This is a genomic window from Blastococcus haudaquaticus (assembly GCF_900230285.1).
Taxonomy (GTDB): Bacteria; Actinomycetota; Actinomycetes; order Mycobacteriales; family Geodermatophilaceae; genus Blastococcus_B; species Blastococcus_B haudaquaticus.
Genome location: NZ_OCNK01000005.1, coordinates 136,900 through 153,063 on the forward strand (window position 1 = coordinate 136,900; position 16,164 = coordinate 153,063).

Consider the following 16,164-nt stretch of genomic DNA (forward strand, 5'->3'; position numbering starts at 1 on the left):
GGAGCAGCGATCCCGCATCCGCGAAGGAGCCGATCGGTGACCAGCACGCTCGAGAACCAACCCGCCCCGTCTGCCGGCCCGGGAAGGGCGGTCCGCGAGGTGGGCATCGCGATCATCGGCTCCGGTTTCGCCGGCCTCGGCATGGCGATCACGCTCAAGCGCCGCGGGGAGACGGACTTCGTCCTGCTCGAGCGGGCCGGCGACGTGGGTGGCACGTGGCGGGACAACACCTACCCGGGCGCCGCGTGCGACGTGCAGTCCAACCTCTACTCGTTCTCCTTCGCGCAGAACCCCGACTGGGGGCGCTCCTACTCCGAGCAGCCGGAGATCCAGGCGTACCTGCAGCGGACGGCCGACCGGTTCGACGTCCGCCGGCACTGCGTGTTCGGTGCCGACGTCAGCTCGGCGCGGTGGGACGACGACGCCCGGCGGTGGCTCGTGTCCACCGCGGCCGGCGACTTCCGGGCGCGGGTCCTCGTGTCGGCCGCCGGCGCGCTGGCCGACCCGACCTATCCCGACATCCCGGGGCTGGACACCTTCGCCGGGACGGTCATGCACTCGGCCCGCTGGGACGCCGCCCACGACCTCTCGGGCGAGAAGGTCGCCGTCATCGGCACGGGCGCCTCGGCCATCCAGGTCGTGCCCGCGATCCAGCCCGTCGTCGGCACCATCGCGGTCTACCAGCGCACGCCCGCCTGGGTGGTCCCCCGCACCGACCACCCGGTGAAGCCGTGGATGCGTCGGCTCTACCGGTTCGTGCCCGGGTTCCAGAACCTGGTCCGCGCCGCCCTCTACCTGTTCCGCGAGTTCCTCGTCATCGGCATGGCCAAGAACCGCCGCTTCCTCAAGCCCGTCGGGAAGCTCGCCCAGGCCCACCTCCACCGCCAGGTGCGCGACCCGAAGCTCCGCCGCGCCCTCACGCCGGACTACACGATCGGCTGCAAGCGGATCCTGATCAGCAACGACTACTTCCCGGCCGTGGCGGCACCCAACGCGGAGCTGGTCACCGCCGGGATCGCGGAGGTCCGGCCGCACTCGATCGTCACCACCGACGGCGTCGAGCGCCCGACCGACACGATCGTGCTGGCCACCGGCTTCCACGTCACCGATCTGCCGATCGCGGAGAAGATCTGCGGCCGCGACGGACGCTCCCTGGCCGAGGTCTGGGAGGACGGGATGGTGAGCAACCGGAGTGCGACCGTCGCGGGCTTCCCGAACATGTTCCTGCTGGTCGGCCCCAACGTCGGCGTCGGGCACACGTCGATGGTCTACATGATCGAGTCGCAGGTTGCCTACGTCGACGACGCCCTGCAGACCATGGACGCCGAGGGCCTGGCCGTGCTGGAGACCACGCGCGAGGCGCAGGAGGCCTACCGCGAGCTGATCGCGGAGAAGTCGAAGGGCACCGTCTGGCTCGGCGGAGGCTGCGCGAGCTGGTACCTGGACAAGCACGGGCACAACTCGACCCTCTGGCCGGACTTCACCTTCCGGTTCCGGAAGCTCACGAAGAAGCTCGACCGGGAGAACTACGTCGGCACCCCCGCCGTCCCGGCGCAGCGCCCGGAGGTGGCGGCGTGAGCGCCGGCACGGTCCTCCGCCGCATCGCTGCCGTCCCGACCCCGGACGGCGCGGTGCTGCACGCCGTCGTCGACGGGTCCGACGACGCCCCCGTCACGATCGTGCTCGCCCACGGCTGGACGCTCGCCCAGGCTGCCTGGGACGACGTCGCCGACCTGCTCGCACCGCGGGTGGCAGCCGGCGAGCTGCGGCTGGTCCGGTACGACCAGCGCGGGCACGGCCGGTCCACGTGGGGCCGCTACGCCGACGACGTCGCCGAGCTGTCCATCGACCAGCTGGGCGAGGACCTCGGCACGCTGATCGACGAGCTGGCGCCGTCCGGCCCGGTCGTCCTCGGCGGCCACTCGATGGGCGGCATGACGATCATGTGCCTGGCCGCCGCCCGCCCGGAGCTGTTCGGCGACCGCGTGCGCGGCGTGGCCCTCGTGTCGACGTCGGCCGGAGACCTGGCTCCCGCCGGCCGCACCCTGGCGGAGAAGCTGCAGCTGAAGCTGGCACCCGGCATGGTCACCGTCGCGATCGGCGGCGCCCGCGCCTTCGAGCGGATCCGCCAGCTGCTGCCGCCGACGAACCCGCGCCACCGGAAGATCGTCCGCGAGCTGCTCTACGGGGCCGACGCGACCGAGGACATGGTGGTCGAGGGGGCGGAGATCATGCACGCGACGACGGTGCGGGCGTTCGCCGCCTTCTACCCGGCGCTGGGCGAGCACGACAAGCGCCAGGAGCTCCGGGCCCTGGCGCACGTGCCCGTCGAGGTCCTCGTGGGCGACAGCGACAAGCTCACGCCGAAGCGGCACAGCCACCAGCTCGCCGAGGTGCTGCCGGACGCGCAGCTGCACCTGGCGGACCGAACGGGCCACATGCTCCCGCAGGAGCGGCCCGAGCTCGTCGTGGACGCGCTCGGCCGGCTGCTCGCCGCTGCGACGGCCGCGCAGGCTGTCGCGTGAGGGCCCGCCCCAGCCGATGACGGGCTCGTCCCGACCCGGCCACCCCCGGCTGCGGCGCACGGCGGGCGACCGCCGCGCGCAGCTGGTGCAGATCGGGCTGGAGCTGCTGCCCACCACGCCGGTGCAGGAGCTGACGATCGACGAGGTGGCCCGGCGGGCCGGCATCAGCCGGAGCCTGCTGTTCCACTACTTCTCGACCAAGCGGGAGTACTACACCGCAGTCACCCGGGCGGCCGCCGACCTGCTCCTCGAGCACCTGCTCCCCGCGCCCGGTACTCCTGCGGAGCAGCAGGTTCCCGGGATGCTGGACCGCTACGTCGGCTGGGTGGAGACGTTCCCGGAGAGCCACCTGGCGTTCGTGCGCGGCGCCGGGGGCGGTGACCCCTGGGTGTCGGAGGTCTACGAGGAGACCCGCGGCCGGCTGGTCGAGGTCGCGCTGACGACGCTGGACCTGCCCGACGACACCCTGCGGCGGCAGCTCGTGCTGGCCTGGTTCGCCTTCACCGAGGACCTCGTCGGTTCCTGGGTGCAGGAGCCCACCATGACCCGCGAGGAGTTGCTGGCGCTGCTGCGCGACGTGCTGGACCGCCTCACGACCGATGACGGCCGAGGTCGCTAACCCGCGAGGGAGGTGGGGGCGCGGTCGGACGCCTCGTCCGGCGGGGGCTGCAGGCGGGCGACGATCTCCGGGGCGCTGGCGCCGGTGGCGTCCATCGACTTCTTCACCGTCGCGCCGTAGACGTCGACGTACTCCTGGCCCGACAGCATCATGATCTCGTAGAGGATCTCGTCGGTGATGGACCGCTCGACGAAGCGGTCGCCCGACATGCCCTCGTACCGGGAGAAGTCCAGCGGCTTGCCGAAGCGCACGGTCACGCGGGTGATCTTCTTGCCGAACGGCAGCTTCTTCTTGCGGTAGACCATCGCGACCGGGATGACCGGGGCGCCGGTCTCCAGTGCCATGCGGGCCACGCCGGTCTTGCCGCGGAAGAGGCGGCCGTCCGGGGACCGGGTGCCCTCCGGGTAAATGCCGAGGATCTTGCCCTCGTGCAGCGTGCGGATGCCGGTCAGGATCGCGTTCTCAGCGGCCGATGCGCTGGAGCGGTCGATCGGCACCTGACCGGCGGCGGAGAAGAAGGCGCGCTGCGCGGCACCCTTGATGCCCGTGCCGGTGAAGTACTCGGCCTTGGCGAGGAAGGTGACCCGCCGCTTCAGCGACATGGGCATGAAGATCCAGTCGGCGGCGGACAGGTGGTTGCTCGCGAGGATCGCCGCACCCGTCGCCGGCACGTTCTCAGTGCCTTCGGCACGCGGCCGGAAGACGGCACGGACCGCGGGGCCGATCGCGACGAACTTGAGGAACCAGTAGAACAACACGCCTCCACTCGTGAGCTGCCAGACTAAGGAGCCTGACGGCTGAATCACAATCGGCCGCAGATGTGACCTGTTCGTCGAGCACGCACGCCGGTCGGTACCGCCGCCGGACGCCGAGGAGGACCCCCGTGTCTGGACCGACCGCTCCCCATGACGTCATGCCCGGCGCCGAGCCGTTCGCGTTCGCCGGCGGTGACGGTTCCCACGGCCGGACCGGCGTCCTGCTGGTGCACGGTTTCACCGGCACCCCCATGAGCATGCGGCCGTGGGGCGAGCACCTGGCAGCCGAGGGCTTCGCCGTCCGGTGCCCGCTGCTGCCCGGGCACGGCACCCACTGGCAGGACTGCAACGCCAGCCGCCACGACCAGTGGACGACGGCCGTCGAGACCGCCTTCGACGAGTTGTCCGCCGAGTGCGACCGGGTCTTCGTCGCCGGCCTGTCCATGGGCGGCACGCTGGCCACCCGCCTGGCCGAGGTCCGCCCCGACGACGTCGCCGGTCTGCTGCTGGTCAACCCGGCGCTGCTCACCCAGCGGCTCGACGCCAAGCTGCTCCCGGTGATCGCGAAGCTCACCGGCAGCTGGGCGCCGATCGCCAGCGACATCAAGAAGCCAGGCGTGACCGAGCTGGCCTACGACAAGCTCCCCACCCGCGCGATGATGCAGCTCCGGCAGCTCTGGGCGGCCACCCGGGCCGACCTCGCCCGCGTGACGACCCCGACCATCGTGTTCCACAGCGCCGAGGACCACGTGGTCGAGCCCGTCAACAGCCAGGTGCTGCTCGACGGCATCTCCAGCACCGACACGACGGAGGTCGTGCTGCGCGACAGCTACCACGTCGCGACGCTGGACAACGACGCCCCGGCGATCTTCGCGGGCTCGGTCGACTGGATCCGGGCACACGTGACGGTCGACGAGAACCCGGGCACGGGGAGTCCCGCGGCGGAGACGCGGTGAACCCCCGCCGCGGACGCGGGCGGCGGGACAACGGTCTGGACGCCGCCCTCTGGAGCCCGCTGCGCGACGTCGACCCCCGCATCGGCGAGCACCTGCTCGACCTGCTCGAGGCCGCCGGCATCGCCGCGTACCTGGAGCCCTCGGCCGACGTGGAGCCCTACACGCGCACGGTGAGCCTGCCGAGCCCGCCGTCGGACCGGCTGTTCGTGGACCGGGCCCGCCGTGCCGAGGCCCGCGTCGTCGTCGACGAGCACGGCCCCTCCCCCGTCGACGTGCAGCCGGCGGCGCCCGAGCCGGCCGCCGTCCGGCCCCCGATCGACGAGGACGCCGAGTGGGCCCGGATCGTGTCGGCGTTCGAGGCCGAGCACGGCCGCGCCGTCGTCCAGGAGGAAGCGGCCGACGCGCCGCCCCCGCCCCCGCCGCACGAGCTGCCGGTGCTCGACCGCCCGGACGAGCACTACGAGCCGCCGCCGCCTCCCCCGATCCCCGCGCCGGCGCCCGCGTCGCTGTACGCGGTGCTCCTGGTCGTCGCCGGGGTGCTGCTGATCGGCGCCCCCGGCATCCTGAACCTCTCCGCCGACGTGGGCCTCGTCCTGGGGGTCACCGGCATCGCCGGCGGCGTCGCGATGCTGGTCTCGCGCATGCGCGACCGGTCCGACGACGACGGTGACGACGGCGCCGTGGTCTGACCACTACCGTCCGGCGGGTGAGCTCCCACGCGCATTCCGCGACCGTCACCGTCACCGGCCACCTGATGGACACCGGGATCCTCGCGCGGATCCTCGACGACGTCCTGGAGTACGGCGGCGACTACCGGATCGAGAACCTGGACCTGGGCCGGCAGCACGAGGACGCCTCGCGCGCCCTGGTCGAGGTCAGTGCCGAGGACGCGGAGCTGCTCGACCGCATCCTCATGCGCGTGCAGATCCACGGGGCGAACCCGGTGGACCCGGGCACCGCCCTCACCCGGCCCGCACCGTCCGACGGGGTCTTCCCCGACGACTTCTACTCGACGACCAACCTGGAGACCCTCGTCCGGCTCGACCGGGAGTGGCTGCGGGTGCGGCAGCCGGAGATGGACTGCGGCCTCGTCGTCTCGGACGAGGACGGGCAGGTCGTCGTCGCGACGGTGCCGGTCAGCGACGTGCGGGCCGGCGACGCGGTGGTCTGCGGCGCCCACGGCGTCCGCGTGGAGCTGCCCCCGCAGGCGCCGCGCGGCGAGGAGGACGACTTCGGCTTCATGTCGTCGGCGGTGTCCAGCGAGAAGCCGCAGGCGCTGCTGGTCCGCCAGATCGCCGAGCGGATGCGCGAGGTGAAGGCCGAGGGCAAGCGGATCCTGTGGGTGGGCGGCCCGGCGGTCGTGCACACCGGCGCCTCGCCCGCCATGGTGCGGCTGGTGCGCGCCGGCTTCGTCGACGTCCTCTTCGCCGGCAACGCGCTGGCCACGCACGACATCGAGTCGGCGCTGTTCGGCACGTCCCTCGGCGTCGACCTCGCCAAGGGCTCCGGCGTGCCGCACGGCCACGAGCACCACATCCGGGCGATCAACACGATCCGCGCGGCGGGCTCCATCCAGGCGGCCGTCGACTCCGGCGTCCTGACCGGTGGCGTCATGCACGCGATGGTGGAGGCGGGCAAGCCGTTCGTGCTGGTCGGCTCGGTGCGCGACGACGGCCCGCTGCCCGACGTGTACACCGACGTGATCGAAGGTCAGCGGGCGATGCGCGCCCAGCTCCCCGACGTCGGCTTCGCGATCATGGTCGCCACGATGCTGCACTCCATCGCGACCGGGAACCTGCTGCCGGCGTCCATCCCGCTGGTGAGCGTCGACATCAACCCGGCGACGGTCACCAAGCTGGCCGACCGCGGCAGCGCCCAGGCGATGGGCATCATCACCGACATCGGTCTGTTCCTCGAGCAGCTGGCCCGCGAGCTCGCCCCGGAGTGAGGGGCGGCTACCAGCTCCGGAGCACGCTGCCCTTGGGCCCGGCCACCAGGGTCGCCGCCGGTACGTCGTCAGCCACGACGGCACCGGCCGCGACGACGGCGTCGCGGCCGATGCTGACGCCGGGCAGGATCGTCGCACCGGCACCGATCCACACGTTCTCCGCCACGTCGATGGGTGCACCGGTGAGGAACCGGCGCCTCTCGGCCGGGTCCACCGGGTGGCCCATCGTGATGAACGTGGCCTTCGGACCGACCATCACCCCTTCGCCCAGCCGGATGCCAGCGTAGTCCAGGAACGTGCAGCCCTGGTTGACGAAGACACGCTCCGCCAGGTCCAGGCGGAGGCCGTGGTCGGTGTAGAAGGGCGGGTAGATCGTGACGCCCGCCGGGACGGGCCCACCCAGGATCTGCTCGAGCAGTGCCGTCCGGCCGGCCTCGTCGTCGAACGGGAGGACGTTGAGGCGAGAGGTCAGCTCCGTGACCCGGAGCACCCGCTCGTGCATCGCTCGGAACCCGGCTCCCAGGACTCGCTCGCCGCGCGCCAGGAGCTCCTGGTCGTGGATCGGCAGGAAGCGCTCGTCGGTCATCGGAGATGATCCGGCCTACGCCTCGCCCTCGCGGACGGCCTGACGGACGAGGTCCGCCGCACCGACGATCCCGGCCTGCGGGCCGAGCTCGGCGACCACCACCCGAGGGCCCGGGCGGAAACCACGGCCGGGCAGCGCGCGCTCGAGCCGGCTCCGGGCGGGCGCGAGCACCATCTCGCCGAGCTTGCTCACCCCGCCGCCGATGACGACCACCTCGGGGTCGAGGACGGCGGCGAGGTCCGCGATGCCCTGCCCCAGCCAGACGCCGACCTCGGTGACGAGCTCGAGCGCCAGCGGGTCGCCGTCGGCGGCTGCCCGGGCCACGTCCTCGCCGGTGAGCCGGTCCGGCTCGCACTCCACCCGCTCCAGCAGGCGCGCGGCGGCCGCCGGGGAGGTGCGGGCCACCTCGCGCGCGGTCTGGCCGAGCGCCGTCCCGCTGGCGTACTGCTCCCAGCAGCCCCTGTTGCCGCAGGCGCACAGCCGGCCGTCGGGGACGACGCGCATGTGGCCCCACTCCCCCGCGACACCGTGCGAGCCGCGGCGCAGCCGCCCGTCGAGCACGATGCCGCCGCCGATACCGGTGCCCAGCGTGATCATGAGGGCGAGGTCGGCCCCCCGCGCTGCGCCGTACCGGTACTCGGCCCAGGCGGCGGCGTCGGCGTCGTTGCCGACCCAGAGCGGCCGCTGCAGGCGGGCGGCGAGGTCCTTGCGCAGCGTGGAGTTGCGCCAGGCCAGGTGCGGGCTGAACAGCACGGTGTCGCCGGTGCGGTCGAACCAGCCGGCGGCGCCGACGCCGACGCCGACCAGGTCGCCGTCGTGCCCGTCGGCGAGCTCCTCGACCACGGCGGCGATGGCGTCCTCGGTGTCGGAGACCGACGCCCCCGGCGTCGCACGCCGGGCGGTGGCCACGATCGTGCCGTCGGCGGTGACGACGCCTCCGGCGACCTTCGTGCCGCCGATGTCGATGCCGAGAGCGGCCGGCCCGGCCGTCGGGTCCGTCACGCGATGTCGATCCGCTGGACCGGCGCGGGTGGCTCGTTCTCCTGCCCGGCCTCCGGCGCGGGTGGCGCGGCCTGCCCCGCCTCGGCCACCGTGCGCAGGGCCGTGGCGGCCGTGGTGAGCAGGTCGGCCAGGGCCGCGGACACCTCCGGCCGCTCGCCGCGGACGACCGCCGCGACCTGGCAGACCGGGCACCACCGGCAGTCGCCGGAGTGCGCGGACGCGTCGGCTCCCGTTGCCTCGCCAGGAGGGGCGGCAGCGGCGAGATTGGTGCGCAGGGTCTCGACGAGGCGCTGCGCCTGGTCGATCCAGTCGGTTCCGGGAGTCATGAGGTCCTTTCCTCGGCGCTGAGGAGGTCGGTGGGCCAGAGCTGGGGATCGGGACGGAAGCCGACCTCGAGGCAGGCGTCGGCCGTGCCGGGATCGGCGAGCCGTCCGCCGGTCACCTCGCAGCGGCGCAGCAGGGGGTCCAGCCGCAGCGAGCGGCGGACGCCCTGCACGGTCAGCACGAGGTCGTCGACCCAGCGGGTCAGCGTCACCGTGCCGTGCTCGGCGAAGGGCAGCGGCACGCGGAGCCGCCACGCCCCCTCGTGCCGCTCGGGTGCCGGCGGAGGGAAGCCGGTTCCCGCAGGCAGCTCCTCGGCCAGGAGGGCCGCGAGCGCGTCGGCCCCGTCCGGGGCGACGGCGAGCTCGTCCACCCGGCGCACCGGGGCGATGTCGGCCAGTGCGCCCAGCGCCGCCTCCTGCTCCCCGGCGCGACGGGTGGTCCAGTCGTCCTCCCCCGGGAGCGGGAGCACCCGGCTGAGCACCGACGCGGCCCGAAGGCCGTGCAGGCCCAGCACGGTGGCCGCGGCGCGGAGAGCAGCCGCGGACCCCGGGCGGGGTGCCGCCACCAGGTGCACCCCGGTGCCGGTGGGGTCGGCGAGCCGGTCGGCAGCCAGCAGCGCCTCGACGACCGGTACGAGGGACAGCGCGGCGTCCACCGGCCCGCGGCGGACCGCACCCGAGGCGACGGCGGCCGTGCGGACGGCGCCCAGCGCGCGCATGCCCGGGGGCATCAACTGGTCCAGCCACCACCGCAGGGTGGCGGGAAGCCCCACGAGCGCCAGGGCGGAGTCGATCGGTCCGGCGTCGACGACCACGAGGTCCGCCTCGGCCCGCGCCAGCTCGGCTAAGAGCGCGAGGTCGGCGGCACCCGGCAGCGGGACGACGGAGGACGCGGGCGGCAGCGCGACCTGCGGCAGGACCGCGCCCACGGCGTCGGCGGCACCCGCCCAGACACCTTCGACGGCGCCCTGCGGATCGACGGTGGTCACGGTGAGGCCCGGCTCGGCGGCGAGCGCGGTAACCGGCGGGGCCTGCCGGGAGAGCAGCAGCGTCCGGCGCCCGCTGCGGGCGACGCGGACGGCGGCCGCGGCGGCCAGGGTCGTGGTCCCGGCCCCGCCAGGACCGGTGACGAGAAGCGTGCGCAACGCGGGTCAGCCCTCGACGCGCTTCTTGAGCTCCTTGAGAGCCGTGTCCAGGATGACCTTCTCGGCCTTGCGCTTGATCATCCCGAGCATGGGGATCGAGAGGTCGATGGTGATCGCGTAGGTGACCTCGGTGGCGCCGTCCCGCTCGGTGAGCGTGTAGGAGCCCTCCTGCCGCTTCTGCATCTGACCCTTGACCAGGGTCCAGGACACCTTCTGGTCCCCGTTCCAGGTGTAGTCGAGGACGTAGTCGTCCTTCACCGCACCGGCGTCGAGGACGAAGTGCACGCGCTGCGCCCGGCCGTCGGGTCCGGTCTCGAGGACCTCGACCTTCTTCGCGGAGGCCACCCACTGCGGGTAGGCGCCGAAGTCGGCGATGACCGCCATGACGTCGGCCGCGGGCGCATCGACGACGATCGACTGGGTGGACTGGTCGGCCATGAGCAGCAGGCTAGCCGTTTCCCGACGTCCAGCGAGCCGGCGGTCCGGCTCTCTGCTACTCACGGGTAGGGATTACCACTAGATTCTGTTGCGACGTCCCTGACCGGGGCCGGAGGCGACGGTGCCCCCGGACGGCGGGGAGGAGAGGACCAGGCGTGCGCGAGTTCAGCGTTCCCGCGACCACCGAGGTGGGTCCGGACGAGGCCATCCCCGACATGCTGACGGCCAACGTCGCCGAGCACGGCGACGAGGTGGGTCTGCGCCGTCGGGTGGACGGGCAGTGGCGCGACGTCACGTGGAAGCAGTTCGGCGAGGAGGTCCGCGGGGTCGCCAAGGGGCTGATCGCCGCAGGCGTCTCCGCCGGTGACCGCGTGGCCCTGCAGGCCAAGACCCGCTACGAGTGGACGGTCTTCGACTTCGCCATCTGGACGGCCGGCGCCGTCGTCGTCCCGATCTACGAGACCTCCAGCGCCGATCAGGTGGCCTGGATCCTCTCCGACTCCGGTGCCACCGCCGTGGTCGTCGAGCGCGACGACCACGCGGCGGACGTCGAGTCCGTCCGCGACCAGGCACCCGACCTCCGGTCGGTGCACGTCATCGACGACGGCGCCGTGGACCAGCTCGTCCAGGCGGGCAAGGACGTGCCCGACAGCGAGCTCGACGCGCGTCGCGGGACCCTCACGGCCGACAGCCTGGCCACCCTGATCTACACCAGTGGCACCACCGGCCGGCCCAAGGGCTGCGAGCTCACCCACGGCAACTTCCTGTTCGAGATCGGCAACGGCATCACCCTGCTCGACCGCTTCATGGGCGTGCAGGGTTCGCTGCTGCTCTTCATCCCGCTGGCCCACGTGCTGGCCCGCGTCCTGCAGGTCGGGGCGGTCAAGAACCGCACCGTCATCGGCCACACGCCGGACGTCTCGAACCTCGTCCAGGACCTCGGCGAGTTCAAGCCGACCTTCGTCCTCGCCGTCCCGCGCGTGTTCGAGAAGGTCTTCAACAGCGCGAAGGCCAAGGCGGAGGGCGACGGCAAGGGCAAGATCTTCGACAAGGCCGCCCAGGTGGCCATCGACTGGTCCCGCGCGCAGGACACCGGCGGGCCGGGGCTCGGGCTCCGGGCCCAGCACGCCCTGTTCGACAAGCTCGTCTACGGCAAGCTGCGGGCGGCCCTCGGTGGTCGCTGCCTCGGCGCCATCTCCGGCGGGGCTCCCCTGGGCGAGCGCCTGGGCCACTTCTTCCGCGGCATCGGGGTCACCGTCTTCGAGGGCTACGGCCTCACCGAGACCACGGCCGCCGCGTCGGTCAACCACGACGAGGCCCTGCGCATCGGCACCGTCGGGCGCCCGCTGCCCGGCGTCGAGTTCCGGATCGCCGACGACGGCGAGGTGCTGATCCGCGGCGGCATCGTCATGCGCGGCTACTGGAAGAACGACGACGCCACCAAGGAGGCCATCGACGCCGACGGCTTCTTCCACACCGGTGACATCGGTGAGCTCGACACCGACGGCTTCCTCAAGATCACCGGGCGCAAGAAGGAGATCCTGGTGACCGCCGGCGGCAAGAACGTCGCCCCGGCCGTCCTCGAGGACCGGCTGCGCTCGCACCGCCTGGTCAGCCAGTGCATCGTCGTCGGCGACCAGCGTCCCTTCATCGGCGCGCTGATCACCCTCGACGAGGAGGCCCTCCCCCAGTGGCTGGAGTCCAAGGGCAAGCCGGCCGACCAGTCGATCGAGCAGCTGCGTGAGGACCCGGAGCTCAAGGCGGAGATCGACGCGGCGGTAAAGGACGCCAACAAGGCGGTGTCCCAGGCCGAGGCGATCAAGAAGTTCACGATCCTCAGCACCGACTTCACCGAGGACAACGGGATGCTGACGCCGAGCCTGAAGCTCAAGCGTTCCGTCGTCATGAAGGAGTTCGGCAACGAGGTCGAGAGCCTCTACACCCGGTAGGCCCTTCCACCGAGCCCTGTCCCGCGCATGCGCGGGACAGGGCTCAGTGCTGTTCGGGGGCGAGCAGCCCTGCGAAGGTGGCCGCGATCCGGGTCCAGGACCAGCGCTCCTCCACCCACACGCGGCCGGCGGCGCCCATGGCGCGGGCGCCTTCGGGATCGTCGAGCAGCCTCACGACGGTGTCCGCGACGGCGGCGGGTGAGCGCGGGTCGACGACGTGGCCGGTGACGCCGTCCTGGACCGCCTCCGGGGCACCGCCCGACGTGCCGGCGACGACGGGCCGCCCGCAGGCGGCCGCCTCGAGGAAGACCATCCCGAGGCCCTCGACGTCGAGGCCGGCCCGGCGGGTGCGGCACGGCATGGCGAAGACGTCCCCGGCGGCGTAGTGCGCGGGCAGCTCGGCCGGGTCGACCGGGCCGGTGAAGACGACGGAGTCCGTCAGCCCCCGGGCCGACACCGCGCGTCGCAGCGAGGCCTCCAGCGGGCCACCTCCGACCAGGAGCAGCCGGGCGCCGGGATGCCGGGCCAGCACGCGCGGCCAACCGGCCACCAGGACGTCCTGCCCCTTGCGCGCGACCAGCCGGGACACGCACACCACCACCGGCGCCTCCCCCAGTCCGTACCGCGCCCGCACGCCGGATCCGTCGGCGTCCGGCGTGAAGCGGTCGACGTCCACGCCCGGGGAGAGCTGGGCGAGGCGGGTCCGCCGGTCCAGGGCCGGGGCCAGCCGGCCGCGCGTGTAGTCGCTGATGTAGGTGACGACGTCGAGTTCCGAGGCGATGCGCTGCATGACCTGCCGGCTGCCCGGGAGCGCCACCCAGCCGGTCTCGTGACCGTGCGTCGCGCCCACCAGGTGGCCGACCCCGGCGTCCCGGAGGGCCGGGGCGATGAGGCCCAGCGGGGCGGCCGCGCCGAAGAAGGCGCTGCCGCACCCGTGCGCGCGGGCGAGCTCCGCCGCCGTCCGGGCGACCGCGCGGGTGGGCAGCAGCATCGTCGTCGGGTACCGGACGACGGGATACGGCAGCGCGGCGTCGTGGTCCTCCCAGCCCGGGGATCGGGAGGCCAGCACCACGAGGGACTCCGGTGGCCGCCGGGCGAGCAGCGCGGCGACGAACGTCTGGATGCCGCCCTGGCGCGGCGGGAAGTCGTTGGTGACGACGAGCGTCCGCGTCCCGCTCACGGACGGTCCAGCCGCGCCCAGTCGGCGGCCATCGCCAGACGCTGGGCAGCCGTCGGGTGGGAGCCGAAGAACCACTGCCACGCGGCCGGCGGATCGGGGTCGCTGAGGTTGGACCCGGCGAGGTCCTGCTGCATGGCCGCGAAGGCGTCCGGATCACGCGTGAGATCGAGGGCGTGCACGTCCGCGCGGGCCTCGACGTGTCGCGAGACGGCGTTCTGGACCGGCGTGGACACCAGCGTGCCGACCGTCATCAGGAACAGCAGCAACGGGATCACCCGGGGGTCGCCGGCCGAGTCGGCCCCGGCACGGCGGAGCAGCCGGGGCGACGACAGCAGCCAGCCGAGCGCCGCCACCCCGGCACCGGCCCCCAGGGCGCCCATGAGCGTCCCGGTCAGGACGTCGTCCGTGGCCACGTGCCCGAGCTCGTGGGCGACGATCGACTCGATCTGGTCGTCGGGCAGCCGGTCCAGCACGGTGTCGTAGAGGACCACCCGACGGGTCGAACCGAATCCCGACACGTACGCGTTGAGCGCCGTCGTGCGGCGTGAGGCATCGGACACCAGGACGTCCTGGACCGGGGTGCCGTTCTCCTCGGCCAGCTGGAGCAGGTCGGCGCGCAACTGGCCGGCCGCCAACGGCTCGAAGCGGTTGAAGGCGGGCTCGACCAGGACCGGCCAGAGGAACGAGCCGGCGACCACCAGGGCAGCTGCCCCGGCGCCCGCCCAGGCCCACCAGGTCCGCGGCGCGCGACGGGCGAGCCAGACCAGGACCAGCAGGCTCAGTGCCGTCAGGGCGGCGTCGATGGCCACCGACACCCAGACGTCGCGCAGCCACAGCCCCCAGCTGCGCGTGGAGAGCCCGTAGCGGTGGCGGACGACCTCGCCGTAGGCCGACAGCGGCAGGGTGACCAGGCGCCCGAGCACCGCGAGCGCGACCACGCCCAGCAGGACCTGCCACACCCAGCCGCCCCCGAGCGGCGCCGCGGCCGCACGGACGATGCGGGCGCCGGCCCGGGTCAGCCCCAGGAGCGCGGAGACGGCCAGTCCCAGCAGCAGGGACACCAGCGAGGCGGGACGCAGCGCGGCCGCGAAGGCCTCCGCCCTGGCCACCCGATCCGCGGACAGCCCGGCCGTCGGGTCGACGGCGGTGTGCCCACCGGCCGGCTCGGGCAGGGGCACCCACGGCGTGCGGACGGCGATGACGACGGCGAGCGCGATGCCGAGGACCACCGCGGCGACCAGCGCAACGCGGCGGGCAGTCACTCGACCGATCCTAGAAGGACCCAGCTGCCCCCCACTGCTCGCAGGCTCGCAGCGGGACCCTGCAGCGGGGCCGACGAGCAAGGCCGGTGACCCCGTGTGGGGTCACCGGCCCTGGTCGCTGTGGTGCTGGTCCTCGCTCAGCCGGCGATGCGGCGGGCGTGCGTGAAGCCGCTCATCGAGCCGAAGCTGGCCACCATGACCGGCTTGCTCGACGTCGACGCGTGCACCATCTGCCCGTTGCCGATGTACATGGCCACGTGGCTGGTGGGGCTGTAGTAGAAGAGCAGGTCGCCCGGCTGCAGGTCGCTGACGGCCACCGGAGCGCCCATCTGCGACTGGCTGCGGCTCGAGTGCGGCAGGCTCACGCCGGCCGCGGAGTAGGCGTACTGGGTCAGCCCCGAGCAGTCGAACGCGTCCGGGCCGCCCGCCCCCCAGACGTAGGCGTCGCCGACCTGGGCGAGCGCCGTGTCGACCGCCACCTGCGCGGCCGCACTGGGAGCGATGACACCACTCGGGACCGCGGCGACCGGCTCGCCACCGTGGGCCCGGGCGACCTGCGCCTGCTGGGGCGCGGACAGGGCGTCGTACTGCCGCTGGTAGTCGGCGATCCTGCCCTCGAGCTCGTCCTGCTGAGCGGCGATCTCGTCGACGGCCCGCTGTGCCTCGGCCTCGGCCGCGTCGGCTGCCTCCTGGGCGCTCTCCGCGGCGTCCGATGCCTCGGCGACCTCGAGGAGCTGCTCGCTCGTGTGGCCGGCGATGGCGTCGAGGGTGCCCAGCTGGTCGACGAGGTCCTCGGCCGAGTCGCTGGTGAGCAGGACGTTCAACCGCGAGAAGTTCTCGCCGGTGTAGGCGGAGCGGGCCAGCTGCCGGACCTGGCCGTCGAGCGAGTCGAGCTCCGCCTGCGCGTCGGCTGCGGCCTGCTCGGCACTCGCGACGGCGGCGTGCTGCTGCTCGAGCTGGACCTTCGCCTCGTTGAGCTGCTCGGTGACCACCTCGAGCTCGTGCTCGGCCTCGGCGACGAGCTGCGCCGCCTGCGCTGCGTCGGCGATGTCGCCCGGATCGGCAGCGGCGGTGCCCGGGAGGACGGTGAAGGTGAGGGCCGCGGTCACTCCGAGGAGCAGACCGGAGCGGAGCCAGCCGACGTGCCCGGGAGCGGACGGACGAGGACCGGCGGACTGTTCGAGGGCGTGCGGCAGTACGGCGTGTGGGGTCGCCACGAGCGGCGGCTCTCCGTTTCTTCCTCTACGACCGCCTACCGAGTTAGCTGACGGGTTCGGGCGGGGAAGATCGGCCCTATCTCCTGCGCACCGGCGAACCGGCCCGGCAGGAGAACTCACCCCAGGACTGCGGTGGGTCCCCGGCTCGCCGTCCGACACCTGTGCGGCGCCGTCGGGCGATTAGGCGGTGCCCGTCCGAGGTCACCCCTCTGCGGGTGACGACCACTCGGTCGGACCGGCTGACCCTACGACCGTGGTG

General features: G+C 73.3%; 16 protein-coding genes and 1 riboswitch. Of the genes, 7 read left to right on the forward strand and 9 right to left on the reverse strand.

What is annotated here, in order from left to right; genetic code table 11:
• Positions 1–36: 36 nt before the first annotated feature.
• The 3 genes from CRP30_RS18555 to CRP30_RS18565 are packed head-to-tail and all read left to right on the forward strand — an operon-like array spanning position 37 to position 3,144.
• Complete coding sequence (locus CRP30_RS18555; RefSeq protein ID WP_097185495.1) at positions 37–1,578, forward strand: flavin-containing monooxygenase; 1,542 nt, start codon at positions 37–39, stop codon at positions 1,576–1,578.
• Positions 1,575–2,525 (forward strand): alpha/beta fold hydrolase, encoded by a 951-nt coding sequence (locus CRP30_RS18560; protein WP_143278497.1) that lies wholly within the window; start codon positions 1,575–1,577, stop codon positions 2,523–2,525. The genes CRP30_RS18555 and CRP30_RS18560 overlap by 4 nt, the downstream gene beginning before the upstream one ends.
• A 16-nt stretch (positions 2,526–2,541) precedes the next feature.
• The gene (locus tag CRP30_RS18565) at positions 2,542–3,144 is read left to right on the forward strand and encodes a TetR/AcrR family transcriptional regulator (protein WP_097185496.1); all 603 of its coding nucleotides are present in this window, start codon (positions 2,542–2,544) and stop codon (positions 3,142–3,144) included.
• Here CRP30_RS18565 and CRP30_RS18570 read toward each other — a convergent pair.
• The gene (locus CRP30_RS18570) at positions 3,141–3,902 is read right to left on the reverse strand and encodes a lysophospholipid acyltransferase family protein (protein ID WP_235003537.1); all 762 of its coding nucleotides are present in this window, start codon (positions 3,900–3,902) and stop codon (positions 3,141–3,143) included. The two genes, CRP30_RS18565 and CRP30_RS18570, sit on opposite strands and share 4 nt — an antisense overlap.
• Positions 3,903–4,027: 125 nt before the next feature.
• On the opposite strand from CRP30_RS18570, the gene CRP30_RS18575 reads away from it, so the two are divergent.
• The 3 genes from CRP30_RS18575 to CRP30_RS18585 are packed head-to-tail and all read left to right on the forward strand — an operon-like array spanning position 4,028 to position 6,803.
• Positions 4,028–4,855, forward strand: a complete 828-nt coding sequence (locus CRP30_RS18575; protein ID WP_097185497.1) for an alpha/beta hydrolase — start codon at positions 4,028–4,030, stop codon at positions 4,853–4,855.
• Complete coding sequence (locus tag CRP30_RS18580; RefSeq protein WP_097185498.1) at positions 4,852–5,544, forward strand: hypothetical protein; 693 nt, start codon at positions 4,852–4,854, stop codon at positions 5,542–5,544. The genes CRP30_RS18575 and CRP30_RS18580 overlap by 4 nt, the downstream gene beginning before the upstream one ends.
• 17 nt (positions 5,545–5,561) lie before the next feature.
• Positions 5,562–6,803, forward strand: a complete 1,242-nt coding sequence (locus CRP30_RS18585) for an ornithine cyclodeaminase, nickel-pincer nucleotide-dependent (protein ID WP_097185499.1) — start codon at positions 5,562–5,564, stop codon at positions 6,801–6,803.
• 7 nt (positions 6,804–6,810) lie between these two features.
• Here CRP30_RS18585 and CRP30_RS23305 read toward each other — a convergent pair whose 3' ends face one another.
• The 5 genes from CRP30_RS23305 to CRP30_RS18610 are packed head-to-tail and all read right to left on the reverse strand — an operon-like array spanning position 6,811 to position 10,297.
• Positions 6,811–7,389, reverse strand: coding sequence for a DapH/DapD/GlmU-related protein (locus CRP30_RS23305; protein ID WP_097185500.1), 579 nt, complete (start codon positions 7,387–7,389; stop codon positions 6,811–6,813).
• Positions 7,390–7,404: 15 nt separating this feature from the next.
• A complete protein-coding gene (locus tag CRP30_RS18595; RefSeq protein ID WP_097185501.1) occupies positions 7,405–8,391 on the reverse strand; it encodes an ROK family glucokinase in 987 nt (328 codons plus the stop codon).
• Entirely contained in the window at positions 8,388–8,717 is a 330-nt protein-coding gene (locus CRP30_RS18600; RefSeq protein WP_097185502.1) for a hypothetical protein, read from the reverse strand. Before CRP30_RS18600 ends, CRP30_RS18595 begins: the two co-directional genes overlap by 4 nt.
• Entirely contained in the window at positions 8,714–9,859 is a 1,146-nt protein-coding gene (locus CRP30_RS18605; RefSeq protein WP_097185503.1) for an ArsA-related P-loop ATPase, read from the reverse strand. Before CRP30_RS18605 ends, CRP30_RS18600 begins: the two co-directional genes overlap by 4 nt.
• A gap of 6 nt (positions 9,860–9,865) precedes the next feature.
• Positions 9,866–10,297: an SRPBCC family protein gene (locus tag CRP30_RS18610; protein WP_097185504.1), complete on the reverse strand. Its 432-nt coding sequence runs from the start codon at positions 10,295–10,297 to the stop codon at positions 9,866–9,868.
• 155 nt (positions 10,298–10,452) lie between these two features.
• On the opposite strand from CRP30_RS18610, the gene CRP30_RS18615 reads away from it, so the two are divergent.
• Complete coding sequence (locus tag CRP30_RS18615; protein ID WP_097185505.1) at positions 10,453–12,246, forward strand: AMP-dependent synthetase/ligase; 1,794 nt, start codon at positions 10,453–10,455, stop codon at positions 12,244–12,246.
• A 43-nt stretch (positions 12,247–12,289) separates the two neighbouring features.
• On the opposite strand, the gene CRP30_RS18620 is transcribed toward CRP30_RS18615, so the two are convergent.
• The 3 genes from CRP30_RS18620 to CRP30_RS18630 form a co-directional block, all read right to left on the reverse strand.
• Entirely contained in the window at positions 12,290–13,426 is a 1,137-nt protein-coding gene (locus CRP30_RS18620; protein WP_097185506.1) for a glycosyltransferase family 4 protein, read from the reverse strand.
• Positions 13,423–14,688: a M48 family metallopeptidase gene (locus CRP30_RS18625; RefSeq protein ID WP_097185507.1), complete on the reverse strand. Its 1,266-nt coding sequence runs from the start codon at positions 14,686–14,688 to the stop codon at positions 13,423–13,425. The genes CRP30_RS18620 and CRP30_RS18625 overlap by 4 nt, the downstream gene beginning before the upstream one ends.
• A gap of 137 nt (positions 14,689–14,825) precedes the next feature.
• Positions 14,826–15,797 carry a C40 family peptidase gene (locus CRP30_RS18630; protein WP_235003538.1) on the reverse strand — a complete coding sequence of 324 codons (972 nt, stop codon included), beginning with the start codon at positions 15,795–15,797 and terminating at the stop codon, positions 14,826–14,828.
• Between the two features lie 124 nt (positions 15,798–15,921).
• Positions 15,922–16,102: riboswitch (cyclic di-AMP (ydaO/yuaA leader) on the reverse strand.
• Positions 16,103–16,164 lie beyond the last annotated feature (62 nt).